This window comes from Micromonospora thermarum, assembly GCF_012034245.1.
Lineage (GTDB): Bacteria > Actinomycetota > Actinomycetes > Mycobacteriales > Micromonosporaceae > Micromonospora > Micromonospora thermarum.
Map to the genome: position 1 here is coordinate 18,934 of NZ_JAATEO010000036.1, position 17,731 is coordinate 36,664.

Here is a 17,731-nt window from a genome sequence, read left to right on the forward strand (position 1 = left end):
CGGCGCTCCGGGCGGGCGCGTGCGCCGCCCGCCCGGAGGTGTGTGGTCAGCCGTTGGGGAACAGCTTTCCGTAGTCGGCGTACGCCATCGCGACGTCCGCCTGGGCCCAGAACCGGTGGTACCGGAACTCCGGCTCCGCTCCGCCGTTCAGGTACGCCTGCACCTTCGGCCAGGCCGGGTCGTTCTTGTAGAACGAGCGGATGTCGACGAAGCTCTTGCCCGGCGCGACCACGTCGCCGTTGGGCATCTCGCCGGTCCAGCCCTGCGGAACGTAGAGGCCCTGGCCGGTGGCGGCGTCGTAGACGTCGTCGAAGCGCCGGTAGTCGCCACGCTTCTCCACCGTCGACACGCCCTGGGCATCGCTGGCCGCGTGCAGGGAGTCCAGCAGGCCCTTGGCCGTGTTCTTCGCGGCCACGTTGCCCGACCTCGCCGCGTACGCGATGAGGGTCCGGGCGTACGCGGCGGCGACGCCGACGTCCTGGCCCTTCACCGTGACCTCGACGTGCAGGTTGGTGTTCGGCTGCGGGTTGGTCGGGTTCCAGGTGGTGGGCTGTCCGGTCCAGCGCATGTCCGACGGGATCGACCAGTTGGTACCCACCGTGGTGTTGGCGATCGCCCACGGCACCCACCTGTCGAGCAGGGCCTTGGCCTTCGCGTTGCCGGTGACCAGGTACAGCTCGGCGATCCGCTGCATCGACCAGGCCTGCATGCCGAACCACTGGTTCGACGGCGGGTCGTTGTAGACCGGGTCGACGTCGTAGTACATGCCGTAGAAGGTCGACGTGCCGGCCGGCGGCTGGCCGTAGTGGCCGCCCCAGCTGTTGGTCGCGCCGCCGGCGATGCCCCCCTCGGCCGACTGGAGCCAGGTGTAGAACTCCAGCTGCCGCTCGAAGCTCTTCTCCCAGTCGGCGACCGCGGTCGGCGACTTCGGCTTCAGCTCGGTCACGTTGGTCAGCGCCCAGGCCGCGAACGGGTTCTGGTAGCCGAAGTGGTTGTGGCTGGAGCCGATCCGCCACGACCAGTTCTGGTTCGGCTCGTACGCGCCGCCCCAGGCGTAGTACCAGGAGAGCAGGTAGTGCGCCGAGTCCTTGCCGCTGCCCGCCGGGCAGGTGGTCGGGCCGACGCAGTTGCCGATCTTCTTGAAGTACTTGTCGAACATGGCGTACCGCAGGTAGTCGCCCATCTTCGCGGCCTTCGCCACGGTGGCCGCCACGTCGGCTGCCTTGCCCTGCTCCTTGGCCCAGGTCAGGGCCCAGTACGCGGCCTGCACGGCCCGGGCGTCGGCGTCCGGCGCGTTGGTGTACTTCCACTGCTTCGCCGGGGCGCTGCTCTCCTTGATGAACAGGTCGAGGTAGCCGTACTGGCCGCCGTGGGCGAAGGTGTCGCAGGACGGCTGCGGCACGGTCTCCCACACCGACTCCTGCGTGCCCCGCTGGAAGGTGTTGATGTACGCCGGCCGGGTGGTGCCGTCGCCGCAGCGGCCGTAGCCGTAGACGTTGTCCACGTCGAGCAGCCAGTGCATGCCGTAGATCTGGCCGTTGCCGTAGGTGGACTGGAGTTCGCCGCGCAGCGGGTCCTGGCCCACCGACACGTTGGGCTCCAGCTGGGACGGGTACTGGCTGGGCAGGTCGTGCTCGGCGGCGTACTGCGGGGTGCCGGCCGCGCCCGCGGTGGGCTGGTCGGCCTGTGACGGGATGATGTACTTCTCCATCACCGTCCAGGCGTTGTTGAACGGCGCCCAGTTCTGCGTGACCCGCCCGTAGTAGGCCTCCAGCCACAGCCAGAAGCTGAACGCCTCCGACGTGGTCTCGTGCCCGTGGTCGGGCGCCTCGACGATCAGCGTCTCGATGGAGTGGTACGGCACCCCCTCGGGGCTGAAGTACCCCGAGTTCTTGATCTTGCCGTACTGGTTGAGGAAGCGTTCGACGTACTCGCCGTCGCCGCCACCCGGCACGTCGTTGTCGATCTCGGTCACGGTGACCGCGAGAGGCGCGAAGCCGGTGGCGGACGCGGTGACGGTCGCGGTGCCGCCGACGGTGTCGCTGTCCTCGGCGGCCGAGACGGTGACGTTGACGCCGGTGCTCCAGTTGCTGGGCGTGAGCGTCACCGACGCCGGCGCGACGGTGACGTCGGCGTCCCCGGTACGGGCGAGGGACACCGGGACGTTGGCCGTGGGCGCCCTGTTCAGCTTCAGGGTCACCGTGGAGCTGCCGCCCTCGGTGACGCTCACCGCGGACGGGGTGGCGACGAGCTGCGGGCCGGAGGCCGGCGTGACGGTGAACGCCTTCTCCGCGACGGCGCTCAGGTTCGCGTTGTCGTACGCCTTGGCCTGCACCGTGTAGTCACCGGCCGGCAGGTCCTCCAGCGTGTAGCCGTACGGGGCCGTCGTGTCCGTGTTGACCAGCAGGCCGTTGCGGTAGAACTCGACCTTGCTGATCGTCCCGTCCGGGTCGCTGGCGGTGGCGGTGAGCGGCACGTCGGCGGGCGCCTCGAAGGGCCCGGCCGGCACGCTCAGCGCGACCGTGGGCGGCTGCTGCTGCGCGCCGCCGCAGGTGACGCCGTTGATCGAGAAGGACGTGGGCTTCGCGTTCGTGCCGCTGTAGGAGGCGTTGAAGCCGATGTTCGTCGAGGCGCCGGTGCCGAGGTTGCCGTTCCACGACTCGTTCGTGGCGGTGACCTGGTTGCCGGTCTGACTCCACCTCGCCGACCAGCCCTGGGTGATCCGCTGGTCGCCGGGGAAGGCGAAGCGCAGGGTCCACCCGTTGACCGGGTCGCCGAGGTTCTTGACGGTGATGTTCGCGGTGAAGCCGGTGTTCCAGTCGTTGGTCGCGTAGACCACGTCGCAGGCCGGGGCGGCCTGCGCGACGCCGGCGGGCAGGGTGACCCCGCCGACGGCCAGCGCGGTGACGGCGACCATCGCCAACCGGCGACGTCGTGCCAGATGTCTCATGTGCGCGGTGTCTCCTCGGACCGGGCCGGGACGGGTCGGGGTCCCGGCGGGGCGCCAGGCCGGTGTCGTACCGGCGGGGCGAGGCGCCCGGGATGAGGGTCTCCCCGGCGGGGCCGGGGCCGGCGGGCGCGACGGTGACACGTCGTCCCACCTCGGGTGCCGCACCGGACGGACCGGCTGCCCTCGGCGACCCGCGCTCACGTGACGCTGGCTCGGCGTCAGTGTGCCACGCATGGAAGCGCTCCCACAAGGACCAGCGGCGTTGCAACAGACCGATGTTTCGATCTCGTTTAGGGGCTTTCACAAAGCGGTGACGGGCGTTACAGTCGCACCATCGCCGATGGGAGCGCTTCCATCGACGAGGTTCCACAAGGAAGATCACCCGGACCCGGTCCCCCCGGCGCCGGGGAAGCCCCGAGGGCTGACGGCGGGCCAGCCCGGACGCCGCCGCCAGCCATCATCCCACCACAGTGGAGGGAGGTGGATCCTCAAGCCACTCGCGTGGCCCGGCTCCCGCGCGACACGCATGACTGGACGCCCATCCCGAACGTGCGTGTGCAGCACCGGTGGGGACGGGGGTTGCCCTCCCCCGTCCCCACACTAAACCCCCGTTCATGGTGGGAGAAGAGGCGAACGGCCGACCCCCCGCCGCATCCGTGACATTCCCGTCGCCCCGGACTCCCCCGCCGGGAGAGCCGGAGGCTCACCCTGCCTTCTCGTGGGAGCGCTCCCGGTGGCGCGCGTCCAGAGGGAGACTCCCATGTCGATACTCACCCGGCGCCGGCTGCTGCGCCGCGCCGCGCTCTCGGCCACCGCCACGGCCGCCACCAACGCCGGGCTCGCCGCCGCGACCGCCGCGGGCGGCGTACTGGCCGGCTGCGACGAGCCGCACGACCCGGAGAGCGAGCCGTCCCCGGTGGCGGACCTGCGCTTCCCGCCCGGCTTCGGCTGGGGCGCGGCCACCTCGGCGTACCAGATCGAGGGTGCGGCCAAGGAGGACGGCCGGGGCGAATCGATCTGGGACACGTTCAGCCGGACGCCGGGGCGGACCCGCAACGGCGACACCGGCGACGTCGCCGCCGACCACTACCACCGGTACGCCGAGGACCTCGACCTCATGCGCGACCTGGGGCTGAAGAGCTACCGGTTCTCCATCTCCTGGCCCCGCGTCCAGGCCGACGGCAGCGGCGTACCCAACCAGCGCGGGCTGGACTTCTACCGTCGGCTGGTCGACGGCCTCCACGAGCGGGGCATCGCGCCGATGGCCACCCTGTTCCACTGGGACCTCCCCCAGGCGCTCCAGGACGCCGGCGGCTGGGAGTCCCGCGAGGTGGCGTACCGGTTCGCGGACTACGCCGACATCGTCTTCGGTGCCCTCGGCGACCGGGTGCCGGTCTGGCTCACCATCAACGAACCGAAGACCGTCGTGCAGAACGGCTACCTCTCCGGCCACCACGCCCCCGGCCACCGGGCCCCGCAGGCCGCGTACCTGGTCGCCCACCACCTCCAGCTCGCGCACGGCCTCGCCGTCCGGGCGCTGCGCGACGGCGGTGGCACCGGACGGATCGGGCCGGCGTTCAACCTGCACCCCTGCTACCCGGCCGACGACTCACCCGGCGCGGCCGAGGCCACCCGGCTCTACGACGGCTACGAGAACCGGCTGTACCTCGACTCCGCGCTCACCGGCCGCTACCCCGACGACGTGCTGGCCGACCTCGGGCCGGACAGCCGGATGGTCCGCGGCATCCGCGACGGCGACCTCGACGTCATCTCGGCCCCGGTCGACCTGGTGGCGGTGCAGTACTACACGCCCATCTACGTCACCGCCGACGGCACCACCGTCCGGCGGTGGCCGACCTCCGAGGCCGACTGGCAGCAGATCCACCCCGACGGGATGTACGACATCCTCACCCGGGTCACCCGCGACTACGGCCCGGTACCGCTGACCGTCACCGAGAACGGCCTGCCCACGCCCGACACGCTCGCCGCCGACGGGACGGTCGACGACGCCGGGCGGATCCGGTTCCTCCGCGACCACCTGGCCGCCGCCCACCGCGCCCTCGCCGCCGGCGTACCGCTGGAGGGCTTCCACGTCTGGTCGCTGCTGGACAACTTCGAGTGGGCCGAGGGGTACGACCAGCGCTGGGGTCTGGTCTACGTGGACTACCCGACCCAGCGGCGGGTACCCAAGCGCAGCGCGCACTGGTACCGCGAGGTGATCGCCGCCGGCGGCCTCTGACCGGCGTGCCCGCCCCGGCACCGGGCCGGTGGCCGCCCGGGCGGGACGCGGCCGGCGGTGCCGGGCGGGACGCGGTCAGCGCGGCAGGGCCTGCTGGAGCTCCGCGCGCAGGGCGGGGGTCAGCATCTCCCCCGCCTGCTTGGCCAGCCGGGCCATCTCGTAGCCGACCACGCCGATGTCGGCGTCGGCGCCCGCCAGGGTGGCCAGGATGGAGCCGTCGCGGACCTGCATCACCAGGAAGTAGCCGCGTCCCATCTCGACCACGGTCTGCTTGACCACGTCCCCGTCGAACATCTGCGCCGCGCCGGCGGTGATGCTCATCAGGCCCGAGGTGACGGCGGCGAGCTTGTCGGCATGGTCGCGGGGCAGGTGATCGGAGATGGCCACCAGCAGCCCGTCGGAGGAGACCACGACCGCGTGCGCCACCCCCGGCACCCGCTGCGCGAACGCGCTGACCAGCCAGCTCAGGTCACGGGCCTCCTGGCTCAACGTCGTCACTGCTGTCCCCCTTCGGTGCTCCCGCGCTCCATCGGCACGGGCAATTCGGTGGTGTCCTCGGCCTCGGCCCGCCGGACCCCGCCGTACAGGCGGGACAGCATGCCGCCGACCGCCTCCGGATCCGGGTCGTGGCGTTGGGCCGGTTCCTCCGGCCGCGCCGACCGGGTGACGGCGGCGAGCTGCGCCATCGGCACCCGGACGGGCAGACCTCGGTCGTTGGTGCCGCCCGTGACCGGGACGGACGGCGGGGCGGCGGGCGCCTCGGCGCCCCTGGTGGGGCCCTGGCGCGTCCACCAGCCGCCGTCGGAGGGGCCGGGCGCGGCAGCCGCCGGGGCGAGCACGTCCTCGGCCCGTACCGGAACCCCGCGCGCCTGCCGCGGCACGGCGGCCTCCGGGCGCCGGCCGGCCACCGGCAGGTCCACCGGCCCCCGCGGGCCCCGGGCCGGCCCGGCCGGCTCCAGCTCGACGGCGGGCGCCGGGGCCAGCAGCTCCAGGGGCAGCCGGACGCGGGCCACCAGGCCGCTCTCCCCGGCGTGCAGCCGCACCTCGACGCCGAGGCGGGCGGCCAGGTGGCTGACCACGAACAGACCCATGCGTTCCACGGTGGCGACGTCGGCGGCGGGCGGCGTGGCGAGGACGGCGTTCGCCTCCGCCAACGCCGTCGGGCTCATGCCGAGGCCGTGGTCGACGATCTCGACGAGCGCCCCGCGGGCCTCCTGGACGGCGATGACGTCGACCGTCGTGTCCGGACGCGAGAAGGCGGTGGCGTTCTCCAGCAGCTCGGCCAGCAGGTGGACGAGTTCGCCGATGGCGTGGCCGACGACGTGCAGGTCGGCCACCTCGTGGTGGCGGACCCGCTGGTACTGCTCGATCTCGGCGCTGGCGGCGAGGAGCACCGAGCCCAGACCGACCGGGCGGTTCCACCGGCGGGTCGACTCCGTGCCCGCCAGCACCAGCAGGCTCTCGTCGTTACGCCGCATGCGGGCGGCGAGGTGGTCCAGCTTGAACAGGTTCTCCAGCTGGTCCGGGTCGTCCTCCTCGCGTTCCAGGTCGTCCAGCAGCTCCAGCTGCCGTTCGACGAGGACCTGGCTGCGACGGGCGAGGTTGACGAACATGGCGTTGACGTTGCGCCGCATCGTGGCCTGCTCGACGGCGACGCTGACCGCGCTGCGGTGCACCGCGACGAACGCCTCGGCCAGCTCGCCCATCTCGTCGAGCGACCGGACCACCGCCGGTGCCACGTCGATCGCCGGGACGCCACCGGTGACCGTCCGCAGCCGGTCCAGGGCCTCCGGCAGCTCGATCTGGGCAATGCGCAGGGCCTGGCTGCGCAGCAGACGCATCGACCGGGCGATGGACCGGCCGACCAGCAGCGAGATGAGCACCGCCCCCAGCAGCACCGCGACGACCACGCTGACGACCAGCAGCGTCGTCCGCAGCTGGGCGTCGCTCACCTCGTCGGCCTGCCGGACCGCCTCCTCCAGCACCGACGCCTCGACCTGCCGGAGCAGCTCCTGGCGCTGCTCGCTCGCCGCCCACCACTGGGTCGCCGAAAGCACCACCGGTGCGGCGCCGTCGCGTGGCAGGCTCTGCTCCTCCAGCCGGGTCGCCGCCACGAACGCCGGGTCCACGGAGGTCTCGTCGTACCGGCGGACCTGGTCGGTGGTGGCCGCGACCCGGAACGCGCCCAGCGCGGTCAGCTGCTGCGCCCGCAGGTCGGTCAGGAGGACCCGGTCCTCCACCCCGTAGCCGCCGGCACGGGCCGCCTCGTAGAGCTGGGCGCGCACCCGCGAGGTCAACTCCTTGACGCGGGCGAGTTGGACGTAGCGCAGGACCGCGTCGCCGAGCGCGGGCCGGTCCTCGCCGGGGTTCGGCTCCGCCAGCAGGTTGAGCAGCGCGTCGACCACCCGGTTGTACGCGCCGAGGATCGTGTCGGTGCCGAGGACATCCTGCGGCACCGCCGTCCGGACCGCCAGCACCTGCTCGTACGCCTCCTGCACCTCGGAGTACGCGACCCGCCACGCCCCGTCGGCATCCGCGAGCGGGGCGGCGGCGCGGGCGAGCTCGCTCATCGCCCGGTCGCTCACCGCGTGCAGCGGGGTGAGCGCGAGCACGGCGGCGTTCGGGTCGGCCGCGTCGCCGGCCCGCCGCAGCGCACCCAGCTCGCCGGCGGAGCGGTCGCGCTCCTGCTGGAGCTGGTGGACGGCGGCGGTGATCTCCCGGCCGACGCCGACCTGCTCGGCGAAGTCGCCCAGCGCCGTGGTCCGCCCGACCAGGCTCTGCGTCTGCACGGCGGCCAGCACCAGGAACGCCAGCGAGGGGATCACCAGCACGGTGGCGAGCTTCGTGCGGATGCGCCAGTCGCGCAGGCGCAGCGCGGACCGCCGTCGGTGGGGCACGACCCGGACGTCGAACCGGCGCCGGCGGTGGCTCGACACCGCGCTCTGCGCCGGCTCCGGACCTGCCCCCACGCGTGCCTCCCACTTGTCCCGTTCCTCACACCCGAGGAGCGGAGTCCATCCAACCAGCCCCGCGAGCTGTGTCAACGTCCCGGGACCAGCTGCGACTCAGGAAGGTGAGGCGGTGTCGTCCGTCCGGCCGATGTCGGCGAGCCGTGTGGCGTCGCCGACCCGACCCAGCGCGACGAGGGCCGCACCCGTCGCGCCGATCTCCGGATTCCGCTGGTGCCACACCGGCCGGGGCGCCAGCACCGCGCCGAAGGCCGTCCGCCACCACCGGGACGCGGCCAGCGCGCCTCCACCGAGGACAACCTCGACCGAACCGTCCACCCGGGACTCCAACAGCGCCAGATCCGCCGCGACCAGGTCGCAGAGGCCACGCATCAACCCGGCGAGGATCTCCACCGAGGTCGTTCCGAAGCTCAGCCCGCGCACGTCGCCCGAGCCGGCCGGCGCGACGCCCGGCGGCCGGTCACCACCGAATCGGACGTTCGCCGGCGGCCCGCCGTCGACGGGGACCAGCGCCAGGGCCTCGTCGAGCGCGGGCCCCTCCGGCAGGCGCAGCTCCCGGTTCGCCCAGGCGAACAGGTTGCCCCCGGAGGAGTACGCGGCGCCGGTGACCACGTGGTCGTGGTCCACCCGGTACCGCCACAGCTTCGGCGACAGAGGGGGCGGTGGGGCTCCCGCCGGGAGGGCCTCGACCATCCGGACCGCCGCCGAGGTGCCCACGGTCACCGCCACCCGGGTCGGGTCGACGCAGCCGGAGCCGACGTTGGACGCCGCGCCGTCGCCCACCGGCGCGGCCCAGCCCACGTCGGCGAGCTGCGGCCACCGGCGCGCGTGCTCCGGGCGCAGTCGCCCGCGCCAACCGGCCGGCGCCAGCTCGGGCAGGTCCCCGGCGCGCGCGCCGGCCAGCGCGCACGCCTCCGGGTCCCAGTCGAGCGTGCGCAGGTCGAGCAGGCCGGTGCCGGAGGCCTGCGACAACGACATGGGAGCGGCGTCGAGCAGCACGCCGAGGACGTACTCGGCCAGGCCGGCGAAGCGGGCGACGCGGCCGCCGGACCGGTCCCGCAGCCAGGGCAGCCGCATCGTCCAGTAACAGCGGTGCCACCACGTGCCCGTGCGCTGGTGGAAGGCGTCCGGGTCGGCCGGACCGGCCGCGCCCGGTGCCGGCTCCGGTCGCGTGTCCAGCCAGGTCAGCACCGGCCCCAGCGGTGTCCCGTCGTGGTCCAGGGGAACCACCGAGTGCCACTGCGCGGAGGTCGCCACCAGCTGGACGGCGCGCAGGTGGCCGCCCGCCGCCAGCTCGTCCAGGCACTCGGCCAGGCAGGCCAGGTAGCCCTCGGCGTCCAGGGTGCCGGCGCCGTCCTCGCCGACCGTCAGGACGACCCGGCGCCGGGCCAGCGCCCCGGGCAGCGGCCGGGCGTCGGCGTCCAGCACGAGGCCGCGTACCGAGGAGGTGCCCAGGTCGAGCGCGAGAATCTTCATCGCCGGTCACGTTATCCGGCCCGTCGGCCTCCCGCCGCCTGACGCGTCCGGCTTCCGCCCGGGGCGGGGACCGCGTAGGGTGGGCGCATGCTCGCGCACTTGTCCTGCTGGTGGCCCGCCGACCCGGCGGCCATCCCCCGCGCGTAGCTTCCCACGCGGCCGCCCGACGAGGCGGCCGCCGGTCTCATCCGGGCACCCCGACCGCCCCGCCGGGCGGCACCGGCCCCGAGGAGACCCGATGACCGACCTTCCCGAGCTGCTCGACGCCGTCACCGCCGGCGTCGATCCCGGCCCGTTCGCGCTCGTCCGCCGCGAGGGCGCCGACCACCTGGACCTGTTCACCGGAACGGTGGACGTGGTGCAGCGGCTCGCCGACATCCCCCTGCCGGACGGGGCGCCCGGGCCCCGCACGCTGGCGCTGGTGCCGTACCGGCAGGTCACCGAGCGGGGCTTCGCCTGCGTCGACGACGGCGCCCCGCTGGAGTGCCTGGCCGTCGACCGGCACGTCCGGGTCGACCTCGCCACGGCGGTGGACGCGCTGCCCGCCGAGCCGGTGGTCACCACCGGCGCCCGGTTCGACATCTCCGACGACGAGTACGCCGCCACCGTGGGTCGGGTCCTGGCCGAGGAGATCGGCCGTGGGGAGGGCGCCAACTTCGTCATCCACCGCACCCTGCACGCCTCCGTGCAGGGCCCGCCGCTGCGGGCGGCGCTGGCGGCCCTGCGGTCGCTGCTGCTGCGGGAGCGCGGCGCGTACTGGACCTTCGTCGTGCACACCGGCACCCGCACCCTGGTCGGGGCGAGCCCGGAGCGGCACGTCAGCGTCGACGACGGGCTGGTCATGATGAACCCGATCAGCGGCACCTTCCGGCACACCGGCGCCGCGGCCGACCGCGCCGCCCTGCTGCGCTTTCTCGCCGACCCGAAGGAGGTCGAGGAGCTGTACATGGTGCTCGACGAGGAGCTGAAGATGATGGCCACCGTCGCCGACCGGGGTGGGCAGGTCGTCGGGCCGTACCTGAAGGAGATGTCGCACCTCGCGCACACCGAGTACCTGCTCGCCGGCCGCGGCTCGAAGGACGTCCGGGAGGTGCTGCGGGAGACGATGTTCGCGCCGACGGTGACGGGCAGCCCGATGGAGAACGCCTGCCGGGTCATCGCCCGGCACGAGCGCACCGGCCGCCGGTACTACGCGGGGGTGCTGGCGCTGCTCGGCCGGGACGAGGCCGGCCGGCAGACGCTGGACGCGCCGATCCTGATCCGGACCGCCGAGCTCTCCCCCGCCGGTGAGCTGCGCGTGCCGGTCGGGGCGACGCTGGTCCGCCACTCGACCCCCGAGGGGGAGGTGGCCGAGACCCACGCCAAGGCCGCCGGTGTCCTCGCCGCGCTGGGTCTCGGGCCGCAGGCGCCCGTACCGGTCCCGGGTTCGCTGAGCCGCCTCGCCGACGACCCCGACGTACGCGCGGCGCTGGCGGCCCGTAACGCGCCGCTGGCCCGGTTCTGGCTCGACCAGCGGCCGGCTGACGCCCCCGGGCGCCCCGGGCTGGCCGGCCGCCGCGCGCTGATCGTCGACGGGGAGGACACGTTCACCGGCATGCTCGCCCACCAGTTGCGGGCACTGGGCCTCACCGTGGACCTGCGTGCCTGGGACGCGCCGGGCGCCGTGGACGGGTACGACCTCGTCGTCGTCGGCCCCGGCCCGGGCGATCCGAGGGACCTGACCGAGCCGAAGATGGCGGCGATGCGGGGGCTGCTGGCGGGGCTGCTCGCCGCCGGCCGGCCGACCCTGGCGGTGTGCCTGGGCCACCAGCTGCTCTGCGGCCTGCTGGGGCTGCCCCTGCACCGCCGGGACGCGCCCTACCAGGGCCTGCAACGGGCGGTACCGCTCTTCGGGGCCCGCCAGCGGGTCGGCTTCTACTCCACGTTCACGGCCCGGGCGGACGCCGACCGGCTGGACACCCCGTACGGGCCGGTGGAGGTGGCCCGCGACGCCGCCGACGGTGCGGTGCACGCGCTGCGCGGCACGGGCGTGGCCGGCGTGCAGTTCCACCCCGAGTCGGTGCTCAGCGCGGACGGAGTGGACGTCCTCGCCGAACTGCTCGGCGGGCTGCTGCCCGCACCGAGCGCGCCGCCGGCGGCGACCCGCGCATAGCGTCGCCCCGCCGGGGTACAGGTGGCGACGACCGGCGCTGTCGGGCGGGCTGAGAGCCTCCGCTCGGCACCGCCGGTCGTCCGGGTCAGGCGGCCAGGCCCTTCTTCAGGGCGGTGCCGATCTCCACGGCGCGCCGGGCGGTGAGCGCCGCCGCGCCCAGCGCGAGGCTGTCCGGCGCGATCTCGCCGTTGTTGCTGGTGTGCGACGCGCCGTACGGGTTGCCGGCGACGAACTGGCTCGGGTCGGTGTACGCGGGGGTGACCACGACCCCGCCCCAGTGGTAGAAGACCGTGAACAGCGAGGTGAGCGTCGTCTCCTGGCCGCCGTGCGAGGTGGCCGTCGAGGTGAAGGCGGAATAGACCTTGTTGGTCAGTGCGCCCTGCGCCCACAACGGTCCGGTGGTGTCGATGAACTGCTTGAGCTGGGCGGCGATCATGCCGTACCGGGTGGGTGAGCCGAAGATCACCACATCGGCCCAGGAGATGTCGTCCAGTTGGGCCTCGGGCACGCCCTGGGTCTCCAGGTGGTGCGCCTGCCAGCCGGAGTTGGAGCGGATCGCCTCGTCCGGCGCCAGCTCGCGCACCTTGCGCAGCCGCACCTCGGCGCCGGCGTCGCCGGCGGCCTCGCACACCGCCTGAGCCAACTGGTACGTGATGCTGGTCGCGCTGTAATAGATCACCGCGACGTTCGTCCGGGCAGCCATCGGATGTCTTCCTCCTCAACGATCGAGCCAGCCCGGCCGTCTACCCGGCAGTTGCGGGGGCAAACGCCGCCGACCGGGACGGAATGGCATGCTCGTCCGGTGGAGGTCCGCGACGCCGCACCCGACGACTGGCCCGGCATCTGGCCGTTCCTGCGTGAGATCGTGGCGGCCGGTGAGACGTACACCTGGCCCCGGGACGTCGACGAGGAGCGGGCCCGCCGGCGCGGGATCCTGGTCGCACCGGTGCGGGCGGGCGACCCCGGGCCGGTGCACCAGAACGGGGGATCGCGCTAGGGCCTGTCCTGCCGATCATGTCGAGCCGAGGCGAGGTCCAGGCGGCGATCCGGCAAGGCGGAGATTCGTCCGGATACCGGTGTCGTATCCGGACGAATCTCCAACGCCGCCGGGCGTCGTCTGGATCCGCCGCAGGCCGACTGATGATCGGCAGGACAGGCCCTAGGCCGGCCCTGTGCCGGCGAAGCGCGATCCGGGGCTCCGCCCCGTACCGCCCGGCGGTCACTCGTCCAGGCGGTCCCGCAGGTCGTCCACCTGCTGCTGCAGCCGGTCCACCGCCGCCTCGTTGTTGATGACGGTGGTCATCCCGGCGGTGAGTGCCAACCCGATCAGGACGGCCAGGGCACTGAGCACCAGACCGCCGATCGCGACACCCCGGCCGGTCACCTCCGGACGGCGGGACATCCGCAGCGCGACGATGCCGAGGATGACGCCGATGATGCCGAGCACCACACCGACCGGTGCCAGCACCGCGATCAGCACGCTGAACAGCCCGGCCACCCCGAACACGAGCGCGAAGGTGGCCGCCGCGCTGGTCTTCGCCCCGGCACCGCCCCGGGTCCGGGTCGGCGCGCCGGCGCCACGGACCGGTTCACTTGACGCAGTCATGTCGCTCCCTCCCGCACGCTGGGTGCGCGTACTCCACCCGTCGCATCCCCCCTCCCACCTGGCTTATGCGCACTGTCGGTTGGTGCCCGTACGCTGGCGGCCACCCCAGCGACAGAGGAGCCGGATGGGCGTGGAGTTGACCGGGCGGGCCGCGCTCGCGCTGCGGATGACCAGCCTGCTGCTCCGCCCCCGTCCGGGCGGGCCGGGCACGGTGGCGGACGTGGTCGAGTGGTTCGGGGCCATGCAGGCGCAGGACCTGGCGAGCGGCCTGTGGTCGCTGGGCGCCCGCCTTCCCGGGCTGCGTCAGGCGGACGTGACGGCCGCGCTGGAGCGACGGGAGGCGCTGCGCACGTGGCCCATGCGGGGCACCATCCACCTTGTCCCGCCCCGCGACGCCCGCTGGATGCTGGAGCTGACCGGTGTCCGCACGCTGGTCGCCGCCGCCACCCGCCGCGCCCAGCTCGGCCTCACCGACGCCGAGGCCGACCGGGCCGTCGACGTGCTCGGTAGCGCGCTGGCCGGCGGCGGTCGGTTGACCCGCGCGCAGTGTATGGCGACGCTGGAGGCCGCGGGCATCGGCACCACCGGGCAGCGCGGCTACCACCTGCTGTCGTACGCGAGCCTGCGGGGCGTCACCTGCCTCGCCCCGAACGTCGGCACCGAGCAGACGTTCGTCCTGCTCGACGAGTGGGCGCCGGAGCAGCACCGGCCGGAGCGGGACGAGGCGCTCGCGACGCTCGCCCACCGGTACGTGCGCTCCCACGGTCCGGTCACCGCCCGCGAGTTCGCCGGCTGGACGGGGCTGACGCTCACCGACGCCCGCCGGGGGATCGCCGCCGCCGGCGACGCGCTCGCACCGGTCCGGGTGGACGGTGCGGACGCGGTGGTCGACCCGGCCCTGCTCGACGCCGCGCCCCGCCGGGCCGACGACCTGCTGGTGCTACCCGGCTTCGACGAGTACCTGCTGGGCTACCGGGACCGCACGCTCATGCTGGACCCCGCGCACGCGGACGCGATCGTGCCCGGCGGCAACGGCGTCTTCCAGGCCACCGTCGTGCGTGCCGGCCGGGTCGTGGGGACGTGGAAGCGGACGCTCAGCCGTGGCCGGCTACGGGTGGTCGTGTATCCCCTCACCACCCTGGGCACCCGCCAACGCGACCGGATCCGCGGCGCCCTCGGCCGGTACGCGAGCTTTCTGGGCAGTGACCTGCACGTGGACTGGGTGTCCTGATCGCGATACCGCGCGGCCCTCCGGCGGCGGCCGGTGTGCATTCTCCGCATCCGGGAAAGACGAGGCCCGGCTGCAACCGAAATCGTGCCTCGACGAACCGACCAGGGAGTAGCGGATGAGGTACGCGCACACCACGTGGCAACGGCTCCGGTACGCGATCGTGGCGTCGTACCTCGCACTGGCTGCCGGTGAGCTGATTCTGATCGGCGGTCCCGGGCTGGTCGGGGCGCTCACCTTCTCCGGACAGCTGACGGCGGTCGGGCTCCTGGTGGCGGGCGTGGTCGCGTTCGCCGGGTCCATCGCGGCGGTGTTTCTGCTCGTCGCCCGCCAGGCCCCGCGCCGGCACCGCGCGGAGCGCCGCCGTCGACAGGCGCTGCTGACGATAGGACTGGCCGCGCTGACGGTGCTGGTGGCAAACCTGATGATCCTGATCACCCAGCTCGCCGTCGGCGACCTGAGTGCCACCGTGGCGATCTGGAGCGCGTTCGCCCTGGTGTCGGCCGTCGTCCTGACCGTCCTGGTCGCGGAGCTGGACAAGACCGTTCCCCTGCCACGGAAGGTCGCCGTCGGGGCGCTCGTGACCGGGGTGATCGCGGTGACCAACTTCGCGTATTCGCAGCTGTACCTGCCGAGCAAGCAGGAGGCGGCCATCACGACGACGCCCGCCTTCGGCACCCCCAGGCTGGACGCCGACGGGAAGGGCGTGAGCATCCCCTTCTCGGTCGAGTTCGTCGTGGGCGGCCAGCCCGTGTACGTCCTGGCGGCCACCTACGCCGTGACGGGCCGCGAGGCCGAACTCGCGCGCACACCCCGTTCCATGAGCCAGCTCAACACGGATGTCGGCAAGAAGTTCAACCCTTCCGTCACCACCGAGGCCGCCCGGTGGCAGCCGGTCGAAGCAGGGGTCCTGATCGCGCCGCAATCACGGCTCCGCCCAGGTGACACGATGCGGACGGACCGGTTCGTCCGCATCCCGGCACCGATGGCGTACGACTCGGTGGACCTGGACCTGCACGTCGAATACGTGCGGGCCGATCGCGCGAGGCTGGACACCTGGCCGTCCTACTCGGAGAACGAGGACAACGTCACCTACGAGTGGGCCCTGACGGAGGCGAGCGGGCTGCACCGGTGGACCCGTCGGCCGGTCGTGATCTCGACCGTGTGGAGCTACCGCCCGGCAGGAGACGGAACGTTCTACCAGCCCGACGTCCGGTACCGCTTCCAAGGGGACGATCGTGATCGCACCACATCGATCGCGGATCGCTACGGCGGATACAAGACGTCGCACAACGCCAGTCTGCCGCTCACCCACGTCAGGTAGGACCATCAGCGGCGCCGTCCGGCGCGCCGTACTCGTCCGAGCCCATCGACTCGGCAACCTTCACCGCGACACGCCGGGCCTGCGGAACGGTCCCCAGCCCACGAAGCGGTCGAACAGGTCGCGCGGGCTGGGCCCGTCGTGTGGGTTCAGGTGGTACAGGTCGTGCATCGCCTCGTACAGCAGGCCGGCGAGGTAGATCGACAGGGTCGGGTACCGCCCGTCGAACTCGGCTTTGAGCAGGAGCCGGGCCTCGGCGCACGGCCACGGCTGGCCACACGCCCGGCACGCCCACACCGGCCGCAGCGGGGTGTGCGGCGGCACGCGCTCGGTGCGGTAGCGGGGGTGTTCCGGGTACGGACCGAGCCTCGGCTGCGGCAGGTCGGTGAGGCTCACCACCGGCCTCCGTTCGCCCGCCACCGCTGGGCGGGGGTCAACCAGCCGGCGCGGCCGGGCCGGGGGTAGGCGGCGGTCGGCTCCGTCATCCACGCCGGCAGGTTTGTGCCGCGTACTCGTCGCGGCAGCGTCGGCGGCTCGTCGTCCGGGCAGCGGAACCAGCGGATACGCACATCGACCTCCTCGTGGTGGAAGGAGGCCGCTCTGCCCTTGGGGCAGGCAGAGCGGCCGGCAGCAGAACCCGCCCCGTCCGCCTCTCGATATCGAAGCGGGTCCGCGTAGTGACAGTCTGCTGAGGACACCGCTACGGTCGATACGTGCTCCCGCCATCCGCGCAGGTCAGTGGGGTGGTTGAGCAGCCACGAGGGACATGTCGACGAGGATGAGCAGGAGTTGGGGAATCGATGGGGACCGCTGCCGGGTACATCATCAGCGAGCTGCGCCTGTTCCGGGCCGGCCTGGGGCTCAGCCAGGAGGACTTCGGCCGGGGCATCGGATACTCGGGCTCGCACGTCAGCTCGGTGGAGACCGGCGGCCGGGCGCCCACCAAGGACTACATGGCGGCCGTCGACAACACCCACCGGACCGGGGAACGGTTCACCCGGATGCTGCGCGACCTGGGCCAGCTCGACACCGCACCACCCTGGCTGCGGGAGTGGATCGAGTTCGAGCGGGAGGCGACCACGCTGCGCTGGTTCGAGCTGGCCTACCTGCCTGGCCTGCTGCAGACCGAACGGTACGCCCGCGCCACGCTCAGCGGCGGCCGGTTCACCGCCGAGGAGATCGAGCGGAATGTGGCGTCCCGGCTGGACCGGCAGGCGATCCTGGAACGGGACGAGCCGCCGCAGCTCATCGCGGTGGTGGACGAGTCGGTGCTGCGCCGGCCGGTGATCGACCAGCCGGGGCTGATGCTGGAGCAGTGCGAGCGGCTGGTGGAGCTGGCGGCGTTGGAGCACGTCCAACTGCACGTCGTGCCGTCGGACGCGGGGATGTACCTGGGGCTGGCGGGCCAGTTCATCATCGCGGAGCTGCCCGACGGCACCCGGGTGGCCCACGCCGACAATCAGCTCAAGGCGCAGATCGTCGATGCCCCGGCGGATGTCGCTAAGCTTGCCAAGACGTGGGAGATCGTGCGCAACGAGGCGCTCCCCCGCCGGAAGTCGATCGAGCGAATCAAGGAAGCGGCGAAGTCATGGATGTACTGATTCCCCGGTGGCGCAAGTCGAGCAGGTCCGGCGGCAACGGCGGGTCGTGCGTCGAGGTGGCCGACAACCTGCCGGGCGTCGTGCTGGTGCGCGACACCAAGGACCGCGACGGCGGCACCCTCCACGTCAGCCCCTCGTCCTGGCAGTCCTTCGTCGACCTGGCGAAGCGCATCGGCCCGGTGGGCTGAC

General features: G+C 73.2%; 15 protein-coding genes. 7 read left to right on the forward strand and 8 right to left on the reverse strand.

Going from position 1 to position 17,731, the window contains the following annotated elements; all coding sequences use genetic code 11:
- Window positions 1-46 precede the first annotated feature (46 nt).
- Window positions 47-2,941, reverse strand: a complete 2,895-nt coding sequence (locus HCJ94_RS25220) for a glycoside hydrolase family 48 protein (protein ID WP_205801902.1) — start codon at window positions 2,939-2,941, stop codon at window positions 47-49.
- A 769-nt stretch (window positions 2,942-3,710) separates the two neighbouring features.
- On the opposite strand from HCJ94_RS25220, the gene HCJ94_RS25225 reads away from it, so the two are divergent.
- Window positions 3,711-5,189, forward strand: a complete 1,479-nt coding sequence (locus HCJ94_RS25225; protein WP_168003532.1) for a GH1 family beta-glucosidase — start codon at window positions 3,711-3,713, stop codon at window positions 5,187-5,189.
- Between the two features lie 75 nt (window positions 5,190-5,264).
- Here the strand turns inward: HCJ94_RS25225 and HCJ94_RS25230 are convergent, their stop codons facing one another.
- From HCJ94_RS25230 to HCJ94_RS25240, 3 genes are all read right to left on the reverse strand, one after another.
- Entirely contained in the window at window positions 5,265-5,687 is a 423-nt protein-coding gene (locus HCJ94_RS25230) for a roadblock/LC7 domain-containing protein (RefSeq protein WP_168003533.1), read from the reverse strand.
- Entirely contained in the window at window positions 5,684-8,158 is a 2,475-nt protein-coding gene (locus HCJ94_RS25235) for a sensor histidine kinase (protein WP_168003534.1), read from the reverse strand. The genes HCJ94_RS25230 and HCJ94_RS25235 overlap by 4 nt, the downstream gene beginning before the upstream one ends.
- A gap of 96 nt (window positions 8,159-8,254) precedes the next feature.
- Complete coding sequence (locus tag HCJ94_RS25240) at window positions 8,255-9,634, reverse strand: gluconokinase (protein WP_168003535.1); 1,380 nt, start codon at window positions 9,632-9,634, stop codon at window positions 8,255-8,257.
- 238 nt (window positions 9,635-9,872) lie between these two features.
- Between HCJ94_RS25240 and HCJ94_RS25245 the strand changes: the two genes are divergently transcribed.
- A complete protein-coding gene (locus HCJ94_RS25245) occupies window positions 9,873-11,786 on the forward strand; it encodes a chorismate-binding protein (protein WP_168003536.1) in 1,914 nt (637 codons plus the stop codon).
- Between the two features lie 85 nt (window positions 11,787-11,871).
- On the opposite strand, the gene wrbA is transcribed toward HCJ94_RS25245, so the two are convergent.
- Window positions 11,872-12,489, reverse strand: a complete 618-nt coding sequence (gene wrbA, locus HCJ94_RS25250; RefSeq protein WP_168003537.1) for an NAD(P)H:quinone oxidoreductase — start codon at window positions 12,487-12,489, stop codon at window positions 11,872-11,874.
- Between the two features lie 99 nt (window positions 12,490-12,588).
- On the opposite strand from wrbA, the gene HCJ94_RS29710 reads away from it, so the two are divergent.
- The gene (locus HCJ94_RS29710; protein WP_205801905.1) at window positions 12,589-12,783 is read left to right on the forward strand and encodes a GNAT family N-acetyltransferase; all 195 of its coding nucleotides are present in this window, start codon (window positions 12,589-12,591) and stop codon (window positions 12,781-12,783) included.
- A gap of 222 nt (window positions 12,784-13,005) precedes the next feature.
- Here HCJ94_RS29710 and HCJ94_RS25260 read toward each other — a convergent pair whose 3' ends face one another.
- Entirely contained in the window at window positions 13,006-13,392 is a 387-nt protein-coding gene (locus tag HCJ94_RS25260) for a DUF4190 domain-containing protein (RefSeq protein WP_168003538.1), read from the reverse strand.
- A 124-nt stretch (window positions 13,393-13,516) separates the two neighbouring features.
- Here HCJ94_RS25260 and HCJ94_RS25265 point away from each other — a divergent pair, with 124 nt between their 5' ends.
- Together HCJ94_RS25265 and HCJ94_RS25270 are read left to right on the forward strand one after the other, a co-directional pair.
- The gene (locus HCJ94_RS25265) at window positions 13,517-14,623 is read left to right on the forward strand and encodes a winged helix DNA-binding domain-containing protein (RefSeq protein WP_240944507.1); all 1,107 of its coding nucleotides are present in this window, start codon (window positions 13,517-13,519) and stop codon (window positions 14,621-14,623) included.
- 115 nt (window positions 14,624-14,738) lie between these two features.
- Window positions 14,739-15,944, forward strand: a complete 1,206-nt coding sequence (locus HCJ94_RS25270) for a hypothetical protein (protein WP_168003539.1) — start codon at window positions 14,739-14,741, stop codon at window positions 15,942-15,944.
- A gap of 60 nt (window positions 15,945-16,004) precedes the next feature.
- Here the strand turns inward: HCJ94_RS25270 and HCJ94_RS25275 are convergent, their stop codons facing one another.
- Entirely contained in the window at window positions 16,005-16,337 is a 333-nt protein-coding gene (locus tag HCJ94_RS25275; RefSeq protein ID WP_168003540.1) for a hypothetical protein, read from the reverse strand.
- Window positions 16,334-16,510: a hypothetical protein gene (locus HCJ94_RS25280; protein ID WP_168003520.1), complete on the reverse strand. Its 177-nt coding sequence runs from the start codon at window positions 16,508-16,510 to the stop codon at window positions 16,334-16,336. Before HCJ94_RS25280 ends, HCJ94_RS25275 begins: the two co-directional genes overlap by 4 nt.
- A gap of 231 nt (window positions 16,511-16,741) precedes the next feature.
- On the opposite strand from HCJ94_RS25280, the gene HCJ94_RS25285 reads away from it, so the two are divergent.
- Both HCJ94_RS25285 and HCJ94_RS25290 read left to right on the forward strand, forming a co-directional pair.
- On the forward strand, window positions 16,742-17,542 hold the full coding sequence (locus tag HCJ94_RS25285; RefSeq protein ID WP_168003541.1) for a helix-turn-helix domain-containing protein: 801 nt from the start codon (window positions 16,742-16,744) through the stop codon (window positions 17,540-17,542).
- The gene (locus HCJ94_RS25290) at window positions 17,530-17,730 is read left to right on the forward strand and encodes a DUF397 domain-containing protein (RefSeq protein WP_168003542.1); all 201 of its coding nucleotides are present in this window, start codon (window positions 17,530-17,532) and stop codon (window positions 17,728-17,730) included. Before HCJ94_RS25285 ends, HCJ94_RS25290 begins: the two co-directional genes overlap by 13 nt.
- The last annotated feature ends 1 nt before the right edge of the window (window position 17,731 follow it).

Bases quoted from the DNA above. Each gene is read 5' to 3' on its own strand.
- HCJ94_RS25225 (WP_168003532.1), top strand. From the start codon at position 3,711: ATGTCGATACTCACCCGGCGCCGGCTGCTGCGCCGCGCCGCGCTCTCG.
- HCJ94_RS25240 (WP_168003535.1), bottom strand. From the start codon at position 9,634: ATGAAGATTCTCGCGCTCGACCTGGGCACCTCCTCGGTACGCGGCCTC.
- HCJ94_RS25245 (WP_168003536.1), top strand. From the start codon at position 9,873: ATGACCGACCTTCCCGAGCTGCTCGACGCCGTCACCGCCGGCGTCGAT.
- wrbA (WP_168003537.1), bottom strand. From the start codon at position 12,489: ATGGCTGCCCGGACGAACGTCGCGGTGATCTATTACAGCGCGACCAGC.
- HCJ94_RS25260 (WP_168003538.1), bottom strand. From the start codon at position 13,392: ATGACTGCGTCAAGTGAACCGGTCCGTGGCGCCGGCGCGCCGACCCGG.
- HCJ94_RS25265 (WP_240944507.1), top strand. From the start codon at position 13,517: ATGGGCGTGGAGTTGACCGGGCGGGCCGCGCTCGCGCTGCGGATGACC.
- HCJ94_RS25270 (WP_168003539.1), top strand. From the start codon at position 14,739: ATGAGGTACGCGCACACCACGTGGCAACGGCTCCGGTACGCGATCGTG.
- HCJ94_RS25285 (WP_168003541.1), top strand. From the start codon at position 16,742: ATGGGGACCGCTGCCGGGTACATCATCAGCGAGCTGCGCCTGTTCCGG.
- HCJ94_RS25290 (WP_168003542.1), top strand. From the start codon at position 17,530: ATGGATGTACTGATTCCCCGGTGGCGCAAGTCGAGCAGGTCCGGCGGC.